This is a genomic window from Acinetobacter sp. DL27 (genome assembly GCF_055810995.1).
Genome location: NZ_CM147947.1, coordinates 25,648 through 44,480, shown reverse-complemented (window position 1 = coordinate 44,480; position 18,833 = coordinate 25,648). Strand labels below are relative to the sequence as shown.

7 protein-coding genes and 2 rRNA genes are annotated in these 18,833 nt (G+C 41.9%); all 9 read right to left on the bottom strand.

The window, feature by feature from the left end; translation table 11 throughout:
- The 9 genes from AC0KVP_RS00160 to AC0KVP_RS00120 all read right to left on the bottom strand — a co-directional run bounded on the left by AC0KVP_RS00160 (position 1) and on the right by AC0KVP_RS00120 (position 18,663).
- A complete protein-coding gene (locus AC0KVP_RS00160) occupies positions 1-6,024 on the bottom strand; it encodes an SdrD B-like domain-containing protein (protein WP_473338108.1) in 6,024 nt (2,007 codons plus the stop codon).
- Positions 6,025-6,103: 79 nt separating this feature from the next.
- The gene (locus AC0KVP_RS00155) at positions 6,104-8,887 is read right to left on the bottom strand and encodes a DUF7619 domain-containing protein (RefSeq protein ID WP_473338106.1); all 2,784 of its coding nucleotides are present in this window, start codon (positions 8,885-8,887) and stop codon (positions 6,104-6,106) included.
- 37 nt (positions 8,888-8,924) lie between these two features.
- Positions 8,925-9,395: a hypothetical protein gene (locus tag AC0KVP_RS00150; RefSeq protein WP_240487427.1), complete on the bottom strand. Its 471-nt coding sequence runs from the start codon at positions 9,393-9,395 to the stop codon at positions 8,925-8,927.
- 989 nt (positions 9,396-10,384) lie between these two features.
- A complete protein-coding gene (locus AC0KVP_RS00145; protein ID WP_004978448.1) occupies positions 10,385-10,528 on the bottom strand; it encodes a methionine/alanine import family NSS transporter small subunit in 144 nt (47 codons plus the stop codon).
- A 10-nt stretch (positions 10,529-10,538) separates the two neighbouring features.
- The gene (locus AC0KVP_RS00140) at positions 10,539-12,017 is read right to left on the bottom strand and encodes a sodium-dependent transporter (protein WP_004691884.1); all 1,479 of its coding nucleotides are present in this window, start codon (positions 12,015-12,017) and stop codon (positions 10,539-10,541) included.
- A 961-nt stretch (positions 12,018-12,978) separates the two neighbouring features.
- The gene (locus AC0KVP_RS00135; RefSeq protein ID WP_473340359.1) at positions 12,979-13,539 is read right to left on the bottom strand and encodes a DUF4256 domain-containing protein; all 561 of its coding nucleotides are present in this window, start codon (positions 13,537-13,539) and stop codon (positions 12,979-12,981) included.
- Positions 13,540-13,682: 143 nt separating this feature from the next.
- Positions 13,683-15,041, bottom strand: coding sequence for an MFS transporter (locus AC0KVP_RS00130; RefSeq protein WP_062032107.1), 1,359 nt, complete (start codon positions 15,039-15,041; stop codon positions 13,683-13,685).
- 370 nt (positions 15,042-15,411) lie between these two features.
- Positions 15,412-15,526: ribosomal RNA gene (gene rrf, locus AC0KVP_RS00125) — 5S ribosomal RNA — on the bottom strand.
- A 243-nt stretch (positions 15,527-15,769) separates the two neighbouring features.
- Positions 15,770-18,663, bottom strand: a 23S ribosomal RNA gene (locus AC0KVP_RS00120).
- Between the last annotated feature and the right edge of the window lie 170 nt (positions 18,664-18,833).

Sequence of the window (18,833 nt, the reverse complement as noted above, 5' to 3'; positions counted from 1 at the left end):
TTATCGCCCTCCTTGAGGTTCTAGAGCAGGGTTCATCATGCCATTACGGCGACCAAACAGGTCTTCATCAAATTTAAATCTAAAGCGTAAATATGCACCTTCACCTGTTGAGCTGGTATTGGCGAGCTCAGCATCTTGATAGCCCATAAAATTATAGCCAGCAGATACCCAAAGATTCGTTGCCAATAAATATCCAACCTCAACACCTGCTAAATAACGAGTTCCAGCGCCTTGATTCGCCCACAATGCCCCAGTTTGTAGACTCATATCCCAGCGTTCATTCAGGTCGTAAATCATACGACCACTGAGTAACTGCGTTAGAGTATCACTTTCGACATTATGTTCATCAAAAACTGACCACTTCGCCGCGTACTGTCCCGACCATGTGAGCTGACGATTAGGGTGATAGTTCACATGCGTCGATGTAACATAGGCCTCACGTTTAAATGCAGCTTCTAAATCTGTTTCGTTATTTTCATAAAAATATTCAACTTTAGATAAAACGTCTAATTTATTTTGATCAAAGTCACGCCATGCCAAACCCAATTGGAAACGGTTACGTAAATGATCGCCCTGATCTACACCTTTGTTATCAATAAAGTTCAGGGTGTTTTTAGTCAAAAAAGTTACATCATTCGAGAGCTTACGTGCATAACCTATAGTATTGATCAAGGTATCCGAATCATCTGAACGACGTCCTTCTAAACGTGTCGTTGCTTTCCAGTTTTCATTGGCTAAATATTCAATCCCCAGACTTGCAGCAGTGGAATCGCTATTATTCTCAGTATCGGCAGATAAGCTCTTAATTTTCTCAAAGCTACCACTCAAATAAACTTTTGGTTGTACTTCCCAACGGTTTTTTAAACCAATCGCAGCTTCAGCCTCACGATTACTCAAGCCATCTGCAACACGATATTCACTAAAAACTGAACCATCTTTCATATAGTTACTGCTGATACCCACCACAGTACTATTGGTTTCTTCAGTACTATTCATCGAGTAAAGACCATCTATCGAAGAAATCAATTCATGATGTGCATAGAGTTCTGTATTTGCAGCAACTTGGACACGACCACCCAACGTCAGGACTTTCTTGTCCGCATCAGATAAGTCTTGCTCATACTCGGTAAATACACTTGCCCCTTTCCAAGGCAATTGCCCTGTAAATTTAATACGAGCTGTAGTGCCGTTATAGGCATCAGTATGATCAGTGGCAAGTGTTGCACCAGCTTGGCTTTCATCATAAAGACGAATACCCAACTCCACAGCAAGCAATTTAAAAAAGTTGCGTTCTAAGCTCGCAGATAATCCTGTGCGCACGCCTTGGTTCACCTGATCTTCCGTGCGAATCGCCTCAAGCCGTGCTAAACCGACGTGCGCAACCTGTGATGTCGCCTTAATTCCACTCTCCATGCGACCTGCGCTGATGGTTGCCGCATCATTTTGAAAACCACGATCAGCTTGCTGATGATAGGCACGTAAATTATTGGTTCCCTTTGAATATTCAAATTCAATTCGTACTGCATTGCCCTGCTGTTCAGCCAAAGAATCGGTTTGTCCTATTTGTGTCACTTGATCATCAGCAGAACTGGTATTTTCTGATTGCGCCACTTCAGCAATGAGCTTGCCATATTCCCCGACCTTCAAGACCGCGTTCACACTTGAAATCTGTTCTTTTTGCAGCGGATCATTACTCTGTACAAAAGCCCCCCCTATTTTTAAATGGCTTGGAAATACATAACTGAAGCTTAAGCCTGCAACTTCATATTCTTCACCAATTTCATCAGCTTCAACCGTAATACGGATATAGTTCGGATTTAAGTCACTATCGACACTCGCCACTGCTTCTTTTAAATAGATACTATTACTATAGGTATCAATTTCATAATCCACAAAACGCGTTAATACTTGTCGATTGATAATCAGACCCGGATTGTTACGGTCTCGTGTCAAGACTTCAACTTTTTCACTATTTTCTAAAATCAGAGCATTTGAAATCGCACCTAAACTATAGGGCCCTGTAATCCCCATAGCACGGTTTTCTGTCACCACTTGGCGTGATTTGGTTTGAGCACCAAAAGCGGACACTTGGAATTTGTCCCCTTCATGCCCTAATTTGACACCTGTCAATGAACGGTTATATTGGCCTAAAGAAAGACCTTCATCTCGTTCAGTACGCGTGACATAGTCACCATACATAGCATAAGAGCGGCCTTTGTCTAAACGAACATACAACTTACTGGTCGACTGAGCATCAAAGCCTTTGGATGCAGCATCACCATAAACTGGATAGTATTCATCCGGCTGAATATCACGAAATAAACGCTGCTTTGAACTCTTGTCTGAATCATAAGCAAGCGTCAGTAAATAATCCCCTTTGACTTTACCTTTTAAGTAAACAGCGGCACGCCCATTAACAGTGGTGTCATCTCCCAAATCTGCAATTTCTTTCAGTTCATCTTCAAAGCCGTCATTGCTCGTCACACTATGCAATTTTTCACGGTCAAAATGATTAAAATTGATGCTGCCTTCAATTAAACCTACTGCAATCAGTGGACGTAAATCTGCCGTAAATTGAATATCAATTTCTTGTTGAATTAAACCGCTACTGACCATTAAAGTGCCACGTCCTGGCATATTTGGCGCGAGTATTGGGATAATCAACTCACCATTTTCAATAAACGTTTGCAGCCCCGCTTCATTTGGGTTGGCATCCGCTAAATCAATCACACCTATATCACTTGCAATAGTGATCGGAGTTCGGGTCAGAACAGAAACACCCTGTTCATCTTTGATCTTTACCGCAATACTTAAGACATCTTGACCATTCGCTACAGCTGCTGCAATTGGTTGTTGTAACTCTAAATGATGTGCTTGTCCCGGTACAATGACTTGTAAAGTTTGAGCTTCACGGACATTTCCCATCAGATCTAGCTGTTCAACTAAGAGGGTATTGGAGCCTGTTTCTAAAGGTACACCGACATATTCCAAACCTTGCTTTTGCTGCTCCGCCAATATCGCACGCTTACCAATATGTTTGTCATCAATGATTTTTCCATTCACTGACAGACGTTGTGTTGCACCCGCAGTGCCTTGTAACTGAATGGTGGTTTGATTGAACTTCAGCAATTGCCCTTCATTCAAGTTTAAAATACGTAAAGCATTGCTATCTGCACGGCGTAAATATTCTTCTAAACTCACCACTCCCATCGGTTGAATTGGTTCTAAACTTAAGTCTTGTGATTTAGGCTTAGTCACAGATCCATTTTTACCGAGTAAGCAGTCTTGTTCACCCTCTGTAGCCAAACAGCCCGTTATCTGATCGGAACGTGTACTTTTTTCAATAAAAGTTGGCGCATCAATCGATAACTGTTTATTAATGGCCTTTTCAAGATTGAAATTACCTTGATTCACCTTGTCTTGACGCTGTTTGACTGCATCAAGTAGTGGTGCAGAACATTGCTCTGCATCATTGGCAATCGCAAAATCCGCACGATGTAATTCGCCACGTTTTACATCAACAAAACGGCTCGATGGATCTCCCGCGTTTCGATTAGACTGGATAATAACTTCAGCACCAGCAGGTAAGGTCGTGCGGTCTAATTTTAAAACGTGAGTCTTCGGCGATACACCATAAAAATCGTACTTACCTTCTCGATCCGTAATGATATAACTGCCATCTTCCATAAAGAGACGAATACCCGGCACCCCCAACTCACCCTGATCTTGCATGCCGTTGCGGTTACAGTCGGTATAGACCTTCCCCACTACAAATGCATCAGAGCTAAAAACACCCGTCTTGACTTTGACTTTTGCTTGCGCTTCATTTGAACTTAGACCATAAGCATCCACCGCTTTCGCACGATTGATGCCGTCACCATTTAAAGCATTCGGCCCAATTTGAACACGGTACTCAATTTTGGTGCTCTTATTCACTGCTAAGTCACCCAAACCTAAGCTCAGGTACGGTCCTTTTCCACCTTTAGGATCAGCCACAGGTTGACCATTAACACGCATTGTATTAGCGACATAGCTAAACCCACGAGGCAAAGTATCTTGCAACTGTACGTCCGCAGCAACGACGTCGCCTTGATTCGTCACCGTAATGCTATAGTTAGTAAAATCGCCCAATTCAACCGAAGAGTCTCGCGCAGTCTTTTGAACCATCAACCCCGATGTTGAAAGTAAGGGATCAATTGGAATATCGATACTGAGTGCAGGACTATTTTCTGTCAGGGTGAAAGTCCCCCCGTACGACCATTCTGCGTGGACATCCTTGCCATTAAAGGAATCAATCGGATAAACAACTTGGTCGCTGGCAAAAGTATATTGTTGTCCTGAAATAGTCGACGTATCGACTAAAAGTTTATAACTGCCGCCCTTTACCAATGGTGAAACAAATTCACCCGATGCAGAGGTTACTTGTTGCGTTGGAAATGGTTTTAATTCACCTGTATTGCGGTCAATTTCAAACGCTTCATTCTCTGCTACAGGCCTTCCAAATTCATTGACCAGCGTAACTGTTGCACCTGCAACAGGCTTTCCTGTTTTTGCATCAAAAACGATCCCATAAGGATCTATTGAAACCTGAGTTTCAACATTATCCAGCTTTAAAGTTGATGCTCCATTTGCATCTAGGCAGTCCGTTAAACGGATCTTCGCTTGATCACGTTTTACGGTTTGTAAAATTTGATCAGCTAAGTTTTTATTTGTACTTTCTTCCGTTGCCAAATCAAACTGAAAAATACCTGTATTTTCACCACTTTCAACGGCATTGATATAAACCACATCACCCGTTAATCGTGAGCTAATTTGCACGCGAACTTGATCACTTATGAAACGGTTGGCATTACAAATCGCGGCATTGGTTTTAATATAAAGCGGCTCATTCACTTTGCCCGTGTAAAGGCTGTGCGAAAAATCCGAAGTGGTACTTTCAATGATGGACTGCCCCAAAATTTGGGTTTTCACTTGATTTGAAAGTGTTTTCTTATGGGTAATATTCGACAAACCATGTAAAACATAAGCTTCATTTAAAAGTGTGGTATAGCTTAAGTTAGGGTTGGTTTTAACTGTTAAACGTATCGTACTTTTTTGTTGTGACTTAAAACTATCGGTAAACCCGACAACTGCATAACCCACCTTAGTTTTATCGGCAGGTAAACCACGCGTATATTCACCTTCTGCTAAACGATATAAAAGTTGAGCATTTTGGTTTTTTTCAAGGACCTCTACACTTTCAAAAACCGTATTGGCTGGAAGAGGATCTTCAACAATCACCAAAGATTCAGTTTGACCATCAACTTGTACTTGTGTTGGTAATACAGGTAAAAGCGCAGCATTCGATACATTTAAAGTGTACTGAATGGTCTGAGCCTGCTGATTACTTTGTAAAATGGTTTGATCAACTGATTTTTCTATTTTTAATTTAGGCTGAATGACCTGTGCAGGATTCTTCGCGACATCCTGAACCTCAGGTTGTTCACGCATATGTGCCGTTAATGGCAAATCAACAAATGCCTGATCAGCTGTTTGTGTCGACGTATCCGCCACAATCCATAAGTGGACATTTTGATTAGGCTGTAACAGTAGACCATTGGTGATGAGGATTTCTGAAACATCAAAAACACCATCATCATTGGCATCTAAATACACTTTGATATTAGATAAATCAGCATTCGGAAGCGTTGTAAAATCAATCCAAGCTTCTGTATTACTCAGGTTCGCAAGTGAGTTTAACCAAATCACCTTTGACCCAGCTTCGACCTGTTTTAAAGTATCCGCATGTAACTGTAAGCCATAAAACTCACTTACAGTGACGTTGACAGGGTTGGATTGGGTTTTTAGCAGGAGTTGTCCACCATTTTCATCACTGATGGAATATGATGCATAAGCAATGTTTTGAATGATTTCACCAGCCATCGGCATTGCTGCATAGCTTTGCTGTACACACAACAAAGCAGAAGCCAACGCCGAATATGATAGTGCATCCATTTTAAATGATGTCGTTTTTTTTACTGACATAACCCCAAACCCACAAAAAATACAGCAAAAAAACCGCTTCCCTTTTTAAAAAGAAACTAAAGGAAGCGGTTTATTTAAATTATTGGTCGACTTTTACGCCAAACTCCAATGTTGCTGATGCTGATGGTGTAAGCGTACCCACCGTATATTTCACTTCTTTACTTGTTGTTGTTGGCGCTGTAGTCGCCGTAGTCGCTGGCTTAATCGAACCCGATAAATAAGTGGTATAACTTGGCACCATATCGGAAATCACAACAGCTGTTGCATTCACATTACCATCATTACTCGCTGTCACACGGTAATAAACGCACTCCCCCGGTTTCGCAGAAACATTCGTTGCGTCAAAACCAGTGGTTGGTGCAGTCGTACAACTTCCTAATGCTTGAGTTTTTAACAAACGAACTTGTCCCAAGTTAATGGTCGTTAAGTCAGTCACTGAAACATTCGCTGGCTTGTCGGTGCCTGTTGGCTTAAAGGTTACGACTGTGGTATCCGTTACACCAGCTGTTGCAATTGCAGGCGCTTCAACTTTAACAATGATCTGGATAGACTCGTTTTGAGATAAACCGTCAGCACCGTTAGTCCCTTTAAGCAAGTTATTCAATGATACATTCATCGCATCCGCATCTGCACCTGTGATGAGCTCAGCGGTATCGGCTTTACCATTTTTATTCAAATCCACATAAACAGAGGTATTTGCACCTGATAAGGTAGAAGACCAATCAATTTCAAGCGGATACTTCGAACTTACACCTTCGATCACGTTTCCAGAGTTTGTTAAAACATGGACGTATTCAACTGTACCACCTGGTGCAACTTGACCTTGACGATCAGGCGTAAAGCTTAGGCCACGCTTCTCTGCGACCTTGACTTCATAGGTAATATTATCTGCCGTACCTGTAGATGGTGATTCAATATTCATCTGAATATTTTTAGTGTCACCTGCTGGTGTACCTGCTGGCGGTGTTACCGTTACGCAGAAACTTTTTGCCGCACCAGCTGCGATGTTGCCAGAGTTTGTCACTTTAGTCGTGGTACAGTTACCACTGCCATCTTTTTCAAAGATTTCTACTGTCCAACCCGCAGGCACATTTGGTACAGTAATAATGTAGTTATCTGCAACATTACCCGTGTTTTTAATGGTCGCATCAAAAGTCACTGGAACCGCTGGTGGTGTGGTTTTACTTTCAACAGGGGTTGTAGTTCCCGCGCCAATACCTTTCTCTGTCGTAGAATTCAGTTTATAGACCAAATCCACTGAGTTACCAATCAAAGGACCAGTAGATAACTTTAAAGTATCTTTCTTTGAGTTCGTAATAGAGGCACTTGCTAAAATAAATGAATACCCTACAGTATGCGCAGATGAGCTTGGCAACGTCACGCGTACAACAAATTGTGCTTTTTCACCAGGTTGGATTGGGCCTGTATCTACAACACCATCCCCATTGGTATCAGTCGCTGGTGTTGCCCCATCCGCTTTTAAAATTTCAACGATGGTTCCTGCTGGCAAAACAGCAGTACCAGGAAATGCGTCTAATGCGTCTAATGCAGCTAATGCATCACGATCAACCGTTAGGTTATACGTATCTACACGGTCACCACTGTTGTGCACCACAACTTTATTACCATCTGTTGTGCTTTGACCAAACACGACAGGTACACCAACTTTTGAATTTGCTAATTGAATTTTGTCGTCACCACTGCCCGCAGCAGTTTCCTTATCAGCAAAAGCACTAGCAGCAGTATCGTTTAATGCACCTTTATAGGTTCCAACCACAGGTACTTTCGATTCATTCGAAGGCGTAGTTCCTGTTGGTGTGATTGTTGGCGGTGTCGTTGGCACATCTGTAATGGCATACAACGAACCATCATCTTTACCGTTTGGATCGACATATGCCGTGTTATTCACACTATTCAATGCTGAAGATTGAACTGCAACTTTAAACTTCAATGTACCCGTGGTATTGGCCGCTAAACTCGCAATATTAAATAAGAAACGCTTATTGGTCAGATCATATTGATAAGTATCAGCAGCGTCATTACCATCAGTTAAAGCTGTCGCACTGCCGCTGTATCTCGCAGAACCACCAACATAAGTCACATTGGCTGGCAAAATATCGAAGATTGCAACATTAGTTGCTGCGGCATTACCTGTGTTTTTAAAGGTTAAAGTATATTCAATTTCCTCGCCCACTTTTGCAGTACTAATACTCGCGGCTTTGGTAATCGTCACCACGGCACCACTGGTAATGGTGACCGTATCCGTATTATTAATTGAACTTGTACTATATAGGTTTGTTTTAGACGCTGTTGCTGTCAATTGGAGCTTATCAAACTGACCTGTTATTGCCGTATTTGGTGTTGTTGCTACCACGACTAAGCCAACATCTTCACCAGCTTGTAATTCAATCGTTTTGCCTGGCGCATTTAAATTCACTGCGTCATCAGGTACGCCATCTTTATTCTTGTCGATATAAACAGCGAACTTATCTGAGGCGAAGTCAAAAGTATTCGAGCCAGAAGCATGGTTATCCAAATCTGCAAGTGAAATGGTAAATGTATCGGTACCATTACCTGTATTGGTCAAAATATGCGACATGGTGGCTTGACCATTCGGCACAGTCGTTACTGAACGATCTTGAACCAAGGTAAAACTACCCACTTGTGCGACAACAGTTTTAACTTCATTTGAGGTAACAGTACGTGTTGTCCCAGTATTATCTGTATACGATGCAGTCGCAACGTTACTAATATTGGTTCCAGCAACAGGTGTTGCAGCCATTGTTTGGCTACTCACAAACACCACCCCACCCATCACTGCAAGTGATGCAGCAATTTTACTTAATTGAAAGTTATGTTTCATAAAAGAATCCATAAAAGCGATTGATTTGAAGCGAAAATTATTCAGCCGCGTTTACACGTACTTGTGCTGCAACGGTGATTTTTTGTTTAGGTTTTAATTCATCGACCTGCCACTGCAAGGCGCGGTATTCACTCAAAGGCACATTCACTTTTTTCCCGTTTTCAACACGGGTTAATGGGGCTTTTGCAAAATGGACACCGTCTGTAGAAGCATAGGTATTTTTCGGCGTATTTTTTCCGGTGTAGCTAACATAAGCAGGAAGTGGCAAATTCAACTTCAAGGCTTTCAAGCTACTGGTGGATTGATTGCTATACGTCACCTGATACTCAAGTACCTGATTCGGTTTAACTTGATCGGTGGTTTTCAACTCTTTCTGGGTATTTTTATCAACATTAACTTGAAAAACTTTCATCTGTGCAGATAAAGGGTTTTCATTTGCATATACCATGGGCGGTATGCCCATCGCCAATACAAGTGTTGTAAGCCAACCAAAATTTTTATTTTTCATCACTACCTCAATTACACTGAGTATCAAATGTTGTACACAAAGACAACAAACTGGAATTAAAATACCAATTTTGGTGACACATGTCACACTATTTTTTAATTTTTGTTGATTGGTTTGCAGTTACTCAAATTTACAGTTTTTTTACACAAAATCAACATTATGGTAAAAATAGCGCAATATGAACATAAAACAAGCAAAATATTGAGCGTAAGGTAAGACGACTCATAGGTGATGGCCTACAAATATACAAAGCGAGAAATCTATTAGAATAATTAAACAATGAACAAGAAAAAAATGATTAAAACTATAAAATTCAAATATTTAACTAGATACAATCTGCATTAAAAAATGCTTTGAACATGCTCAAATATATATCTATAAACACTAAAAATAGCATCCTTTTTAAACTTCTAATGCAGTCGATGAAAAGATGATTAAAGTGATACAAATCACATTTTAGTTATCCGTGGTTCAGCCTAAAATCATCAGTTTTGAACTGATTGAGTAAGCTCACGACAACCATCGAACTGAAAAATTCATTTCTTCGACAGAAAAATTATCAATATAAACATATGATATAAAAAACATTATAAATAGGCTTCCAAACTGCAGCTTGTATAGATACTTTATTTACTCGCTAAATTTGGGCAGTTTGAAGCCCAAAAACGATACATTTAAGCAATCTCCAAGAAAATATGACTCTTCGGTCTAAATAATGTTGTTTGAATATCGAAATATCTCAGGATCGATCAATTTTTATGATGAATAATGCTCAGTATAGTAATGATCATGTAGTGACCATAAACAATAAGGCGCTCTTAACCATTCATACTTCTTCTAAAAAAGCGTGATAAGCCTTCTTGGTTGAAGCTGTCTCATTCTTACTTAAACCTGTTAAAAGTCCATAAAAAAACCGAGTGACATTCACTCGGTTTTTTATCATTCACTGATTACAAATGAAATCAATGAATTGCCTTTTTCATCCAGTATTACAACGTATGCTGGTCTTTCACTTCTTCAAGAACCTCATCGAGTTCTTCAGGGTTTTTCATCAAGTGCAGAATAGACAATACAAGTCCACCCCAAACAAACAACATTGAAATCACCATCATTATGATTGCTGAAGTATTCATTCTTTTTCTCCTAGCGATCTTTAACTTTGCTGAGTACGATTGCGACGACGGCACAGAAAATCACACTGCCCCAACCAAATAGCCCTTGCAGACTCATGCTATAGGTATCGTAACCATTTTTCACCAAATTAAATAACGTCATACTCAACGTCGTTAATAACACGAGTGAAGTAATCACGGTCAAGGTAAATGCCCAACCCTTACCGAGTTGAATCGTGGAAATACGGTTTACGTGATCACGCAACTCAATCAATGCTGAACGCTTAAACCAAGTAATACAAAGAATAGAAACAAGCGCGCCACCCACAATGCCAATGTTATTGATAAAGTGATCCACGATATCCACCAGTTTAATCGCATTCACACTTGAGAATAAGATCACTGAAACCAGTGCACTACCACCACCGATAATGGTAACTGCTTTTTTACGGCTCCATTTTAACTTATCCTGCATCGCTGCAATCGGCACTTCCAAGATACTGACCATGGAAGAAATACCTGCAACAAATAATGAGGAGAAGAACAATAGACCGAATAAATCAGCACCTGCACCAAGACTTGAAATGATTTTCGGGAAAGCAATAAATGCCAGACCGATACCACCACTCACCACATCTTGAACTTCTTTGCCTGCGGCATGCGCCATAAAGCCCAATGCAGCAAAAATACCAATACCCGCCAAGATTTCAGTTGAAGCATTGGCAAAACCAACGATTAAACCTGAGCCTGTCAAATTGGTCTTTGGCTTTAAGTAAGATGCATAAGTCACCATAATCCCGAAACCCACAGAAAGCGAGAAGAAGGTATGACCATACGCCGCCAACCACACTTTATAGTCCATCATCGCAGACCAGTTCGGTGTAAAGAATGCATTTAAGCCTTCTGCTGCACCTGGTAAACGAAGTGATTGCACCACTAAAATGGTAAATAAAACGAACAATAAAGGCATGAAAATCTTATTTGATAATTCAACACCTTTTTTAACCCCACCAAACAGAATAATTAAGGTCAGTGCCCAAATTCCTACGATTGGCCAAAATAAATGGCTTACAAACTGTAAATCGAAACCTGTTGCTTTCGAAGTTTGTAAGTAGGTATTAAAGAAGAAACTTTCAGGGTCACTGCCCCAAGTCTGACCAATCGAGAAGTAAACATAGCTTCCCGCCCACGTCAGTACGCTGGCATAGTACAAACCAATGATGATACACACACAGACTTGCCACCAACCCAGCGTTTCACCGCCTTTAAACAAAGCCCGATAGGCTTTAGGTGGTGACCCAGAACTACGGTGTCCCGTTGCATAATCTAAAAATAACAGAGGTAAACCAGCGGTAATTAACGCCAATAAATAAGGAATAAGAAAGGCACCGCCACCATTTTCATAAGCAACATAAGGGAAACGCCAAATATTACCTAAACCTACAGCCGAACCTACAGCTGCAATAATAAAACCAGATCGTGATGTCCAGTTTTCACGAGTTCCTGACATAAAACACCTAAACCTAGGTCCCTTTTAATTGCTTTTTATTTGGTTATCTCGCAACAAAAAAGAACCATTTAATATTAATCTTGAGTGTTTGATTTAGCTTCGACCTTTTGGGTGCAAGGTTCTAAATGACAAACAGAGGAGTTTTCACAAAACCTTGGTTAAAGTGTGTCGATTAAACTTCCCTTTTATATGGTTCAACAATACTCACTTTTATAAAAATATTCTGTAATTTCTGCTTCAAATATTCCATTTTTATAATGTGTGCTGATTCAACCGTTCAATTAATCAGCTTATTTATTGTACAAAATTAGTTATAAATTAACAAACTTTTTGGAATGATTTGTTGCATCTATTTCCATGCATAAAATTTGAAGATCCTACATCGATACTCAGCCTACTGAAAAATCAATCTAAAGGATGCTAAAGCTATCAATCTCCTGCACAAAACATTACTTTTCACATTTTTATTCAAATATTCACTCCATCTGGAAAGATTGATCATCTTTCTGATGAACATCACATGCATCCATACAACTTTTTAATATTGTTCCGTACTTACAGTGCAGTCGTATTTAAAACTGCGCGATACCAGTGATGCTCTATATTTAAAAGAGAAACCACCAAAGCCAGTCATTGCGTAGAACATCATCAGTTTCACTAGATCAATCCAGCATTCATCAGACTATTTAAAAGATGCTGATCTAAAGCACTAAGCAAAAATTATAACCCATTCACTTTTGTCAGCTTAGGCTTACAAATAGCGTAGTTAAAATGCTGTATGAACAACAGCCACCGCCATGTATATTTAAATCATCAGGAAACAGGACGTTTCCCAAACTTAAAACAACAATAATTAGTTTGAGCATCAGGATGTGAGATATGACAGGAGTTGTATCTAAGTACTGAAATACAAAGAAACCTCGACAGGATGTCGGGGTTTCTTTTTATCTCTATTCCACAATTAAAGCTGAATATAAGTCCGAAAGCCTCGACTCGCATAGTATGAAGCAGCGCCATTATGATAGGTAAACGTACGACCATAGCGCTGATCACAAAAAATTGCCCCGCCTTGCTGGCGTAATTCGGCTGGAGTTTCAACCCAACTGGATGTTTTCAAGTCAAAATTAAAGATCTGCTGTAAGGCATAATACTGTTGTTCCGTCACTAAGCTGAAGCCATACGCCTGTACCCAATCGAGCACTGTATTTTCAGGCGGATGATCCTTGCGACTCAATAGTGCCTCTCGGTCATAACACATGCTCCGTCGCCCCTTCGGTGACTCAATTGAACAATCAAAAAAATACACATCTTGTATATTCGGCAAAACCACGACATCAGGCTCACCACCACTTATTTCCATTTGTTGTAACGCATATAGTTTTTCAGGAGACTGCAAAAGTTTTTCTCGGACAAATGCCCAACTAATTTGCATATGACGTTCAGTGTACTGCTGAAAACGCTGTTCTAAGATGTTGAATAAACGTTCACTTTGCTCAGGTTCGAGCTTTTTCTGCTGCTTAATCATTGTTATTGTGCTGCCCTATTTAAAGCTGCCTTTAGCATAGCACTCTCCGTCAAACACGACCAAATACCATCCAACGGTACACCGATTTTGCAAAAATAAAGGCCCTCACAACGAGAGCCTTTTATTTGTTTGGGATTTGATTAAGAAGATGCTTTGATTGAACTTGAAACTTTCACCTGAGTTTTAACTGCTTCTTCAGCACTATTTAAACGGATAAAAGAAACTGCTATCGCAGCAAGCACCGCAGGAATCGCCACAGCAATAAAATTCAACTTATGTGGTAATTCCATGCCCAACAATACACCAATCACAATTGGACCCACGATTGCACCCACACGGCCAATCCCTGATGCCCAACCCAACCCAGTTGAACGAACAGCCAATGGATAATATTGCGCCACATAACTATATAGCAAAATACTACAACCGATCGAAGCAGCTCCTGCAAGTGCAACCAATAAATAAATTACAGGTTGTGGTGAATTAAAGCCTAAACCCACCAGTGCAAATGCCCCGACAGTCAACATGCTAATAATGACAGGTTTCAAGTGGAAACGATCCGCGAGCACACCACCACCAGCAGTGCCAATCACCGCACCAATGTTCAAGGAAAGGAGGAACATTAAACTGCTGCCCATCGAATAACCAGCAGCCATCATCAGTTTTGGTAACCAGCTTCCTAAGGCATAAACCATCAATAAGCACATGAAGAAGCAGCACCAAAATAAAACTGTACCCATACCACGACCATTTTTAAACAAGGCAGCGACAGATGCATCAGGGACTTTAGCTTCGTTCAGCACTAGAACAGTATCTGAAGTTACAATCTCTTCAGGTACCAGACGTTGAATAATGCTGCGTGCCTTTTCTGTTTGCTGGTCTTTCACTAAAAAAGTGACTGATTCAGGTAAAAATTTCCATAAAATCGGAATAAACAGTAATGGAATACCAGCAATGAAAAACATGATCTTCCAGCCAAATGTTGGCGTAAATGCAACACCTAGTAGTGCTGCCATAATCCCACCCATTGCATAGCCACTAAACATCGCGGTCACCAAAGTACTACGAAACTTCTGCGGCGCATATTCCGAAGTTAAAGCGACCAAGTTCGGTAATACACCACCAATTCCAAGACCCGCGATAAAGCGTAAAATACCAAATTCAGTCGGGTTTGAAGCAAAGCCGCCCGCAAAAGTGAACCCACTGAACAACGTAACACAGATAATAATGACTTTCTTACGGCCAATTTTATCCGCCAGCATCCCAAATAGCATTGCACCAAACATCATGCCTGCTAGGGCAGTACTGGCTAGCATTCCTGCTTGAACAGCCGTCATACCCCACTCTTTCATTAAAAGCGGTAAAGCCACACCGTTAATTGCTAAATCATAACCGTCAAACAAGACGACGAATAAGCACCACAAAACAACCGTTAAATGAAAAGGCTTAAACTTAGCCTGATCGATTACAGCATTTACATTCATTGTTGTCGCTGTCATTTTTCCCTCACCTCCAATTGTGAGCTTTTTTATAAAAAGTGAATCCAAATTCACTTTTAAATAAAATGAATCATAATTCAGTTTTTGTCTATAAATAAAACAATTGAATCAGCTTTTTTGGGGAAAATTAGACTAAAGTTGTATAAAAATGACGTAAAATAATTTGCACCACATCAAATTCTTTGATAAATGGTAGATATTTCACATAATTTTAATTTATATAAATGCATTTTTGTATAATTTATCGGCGTCTTCTCGGCTCTGACTCTCTTCTTTCCCACTTAATATTTCGCTTTTCTTTATTATTTAACCTTTTCGCACATAAAAAAATCCCCCTCAGCGATTAGCGGAGGGGGATTTAGAATTAATGAGCTGGCGATGACTTACTCTCACATGGATAACTCCACACTACCATCAGCGCTAAGAGGTTTCACTTCTGAGTTCGGGAAGGGATCAGGTGGTTCACTCTTGCTATTGTCGCCAGCACAACTGTTTATGACTATTCGTTGGGTCTAACCTCAGAGCAGTGCTCTTCGTGCCTAACTTTCATCAAATGAGTTATTAACAGGTATATTTGAGTTGATTTTAACATAAAGCATAACTTTATGTCTTGCGCTCGGACAAACATAATTAATGTTTGTTTATTCCTCGCTCATGTATCTAGCTTTATAACTAAATCAAGTTGTTTGCAGTGATTTGAACCACAACACCAACTGTTTGGGTGTTGTATAGTCAAGCCTCACGAGCAATTAGTATTGGTCAGCTTCACATATCACTATGCTTCCACATCCAACCTATCAACGTCGTAGTCTTCAACGGCTCTTTAGAGGACATAAAGTCCTAGGGAAATCTTATCTTGAGGTAGGCTTCCCGCTTAGATGCTTTCAGCGGTTATCCCTTCCGAACATAGCTACCCGGCGATGCGACTGGCGTCACAACCGGTACACCAGAGGTTCGTCCACTCTGGTCCTCTCGTACTAGGAGCAGATCCTCTCAAATTTCCAACGCCCACGGTAGATAGGGACCGAACTGTCTCACGACGTTCTAAACCCAGCTCGCGTACCTCTTTAAATGGCGAACAGCCATACCCTTGGGACCTGCTTCAGCCCCAGGATGAGATGAGCCGACATCGAGGTGCCAAACACCGCCGTCGATATGAACTCTTGGGCGGTATCAGCCTGTTATCCCCAGAGTACCTTTTATCCGTTGAGCGATGGCCCTTCCATACAGAACCACCGGATCACTAAGACCTACTTTCGTACCTGCTCGACTTGTGGGTCTCGCAGTTAAGCGCGCTTTTGCCTTTATACTCTACGCGTGATTTCCGACCACGCTGAGCGCACCTTCGTACTCCTCCGTTACTCTTTAGGAGGAGACCGCCCCAGTCAAACTACCCACCAGACATGGTCCTCGTCCCGGATAACGGGACAGAGTTAGAACCTCAATATTACCAGGGTGGTATTTCAAGATTGGCTCCACCGAAACTAGCGTCTCGGTTTCAAAGCCTCCCACCTATCCTACACAAGTAAGATCAAAGTTCAATGTCAAGCTGCAGTAAAGGTTCACGGGGTCTTTCCGTCTAGCCGCGGGTACACCGCATCTTCACGGCGAATTCGATTTCACTGAGTCTCTGCTGGAGACAGCGCCCCCATCATTATGCCATTCGTGCAGGTCGGAACTTACCCGACAAGGAATTTCGCTACCTTAGGACCGTTATAGTTACGGCCGCCGTTTACTGGGGCTTCGATCAAGAGCTTCGCTTACGCTAACCCCATCAATTAACCTTCCAGCACCGGGCAGGCATCACACCCTATACGTCCACTTTCGTGTTTGCAGAGTGCTATGTTTTTAATAAACAGTTGCAGGGGCCTGGTTTCTGTGGCTGCCAATAGCTCAAGGAGTAAATCCTATCACCGTCGGCAGCGTACCTTCTCCCGAAGTTACGGTACCATTTTGCCTAGTTCCTTCAGCAGAGTTCTCTCAAGCGCTTTGGTCTACTCGACCTGACCACCTGTGTCGGTTTCGGGTACGATTCCTATGTAACTGAAGCTTAGAGACTTTTCCTGGAAGCATGGTATCAGCCACTTCACTGTACAAGTACAGCTTGCTATCAGTTCTCAGCATAGAGTACCCCGGATTTGCCTAAGATACATGCCTACAACCTTCCACCTGGACAACCAACGCCAGGCTGACTTAACCTTCTCCGTCCTCTCATCGCATTACATAGAAGTATTGGAATATTAACCAATTTCCCATCGACTACGCCTCTCGGCCTCGCCTTAGGGGTCGACTCACCCAGCCCCGATTAACGTTGGACTGGAACCCTTGGTCTTTCAGCGTGCGAGTTTTTCACTCGCATTGTCGTTACTCACGTCAGCATTCGCACTTCTGATACCTCCAGCATACTTCTCAATACACCTTCATCGGCTTACAGAACGCTCCCCTACCACTTGCAATAAATTGCAAATCCGCAGCTTCGGCATATAGTTTTAGCCCCGTTACATCTTCCGCGCAGGCCGACTCGACTAGTGAGCTATTACGCTTTCTTTAAAGGGTGGCTGCTTCTAAGCCAACCTCCTAGCTGTCTATGCCTTCCCACATCGTTTCCCACTTAACTATAATTTTGGGGCCTTAGCTGGCGGTCTGGATTGTTTTCCTCTTGACTACGGACGTTAGCACCCGCAGTCTGTCTCCCGGATAGTACTCATTGGTATTCGGAGTTTGCATCGGTTTGGTAAGTCGGGATGACCCCCTAGCCGAAACAGTGCTCTACCCCCAATGGTATTCGTCCGAGGCGCTACCTAAATAGCTTTCGGGGAGAACCAGCTATCACCGAGTTTGATTAGCCTTTCACCCCTATCCACAAGTCATCCCCTGGCTTTTCAACGACAGTGGGTTCGGTCCTCCAGTTAGTGTTACCCAACCTTCAACCTGCTCATGGATAGATCACCCGGTTTCGGGTCTACACCCAGCAACTAAACGCCCTATTAAGACTCGATTTCTCTACGGCTCCCCTATGCGGTTAACCTCGCTACTGAATGTAAGTCGCTGACCCATTATACAAAAGGTACGCAGTCACCGAACAAGTCGGCTCCCACTGCTTGTATGCATGCGGTTTCAGGATCTATTTCACTCCCCTCACAGGGGTTCTTTTCGCCTTTCCCTCACGGTACTGGTTCACTATCGGTCAGTCAGGAGTATTTAGCCTTGGAGGATGGTCCCCCCATATTCAGACAAGGTTTCACGTGCCCCGCCCTACTCGACATCATCATATAAGCCCTTTCGTGTACAGGACTATCACCCACTATGGTTGCACTTCCCAGAGCATTCCACTAGAACTTATATGACTTAATGGGCTTTTCCCCGTTCGCTCGCCGCTACTGAGGGAATCTCAATTGATTTCTTTTCCTAAGGGTACTGAGATGTTTCACTTCCCCTCGTTCGCCTCGTATGACTATGTATTCATCATACGATACCTGCCTTATGACAGGTGGGTTTCCCCATTCAGAAATCTCCGGATCACAGGATATTTGCCGCCTCCCCGGAGCTTATCGCAGGCTATTACGTCTTTCATCGCCTCTGACTGCCAAGGCATCCACCACATGCACTTAATTACTTGACTATACAACCCCAAACAGTCGTAGCACCTACAAGTAGTACTAGGACAGATCGATTGCTCGATCATACAGTTTGTTGTTCTGTGTACTTAAACACTGTACAGCTTCAATTCAATTCACATACCAAAACGCTTGATTCAGTTAATTTCGCTAGTAACTCATTTCTTCAACCTTC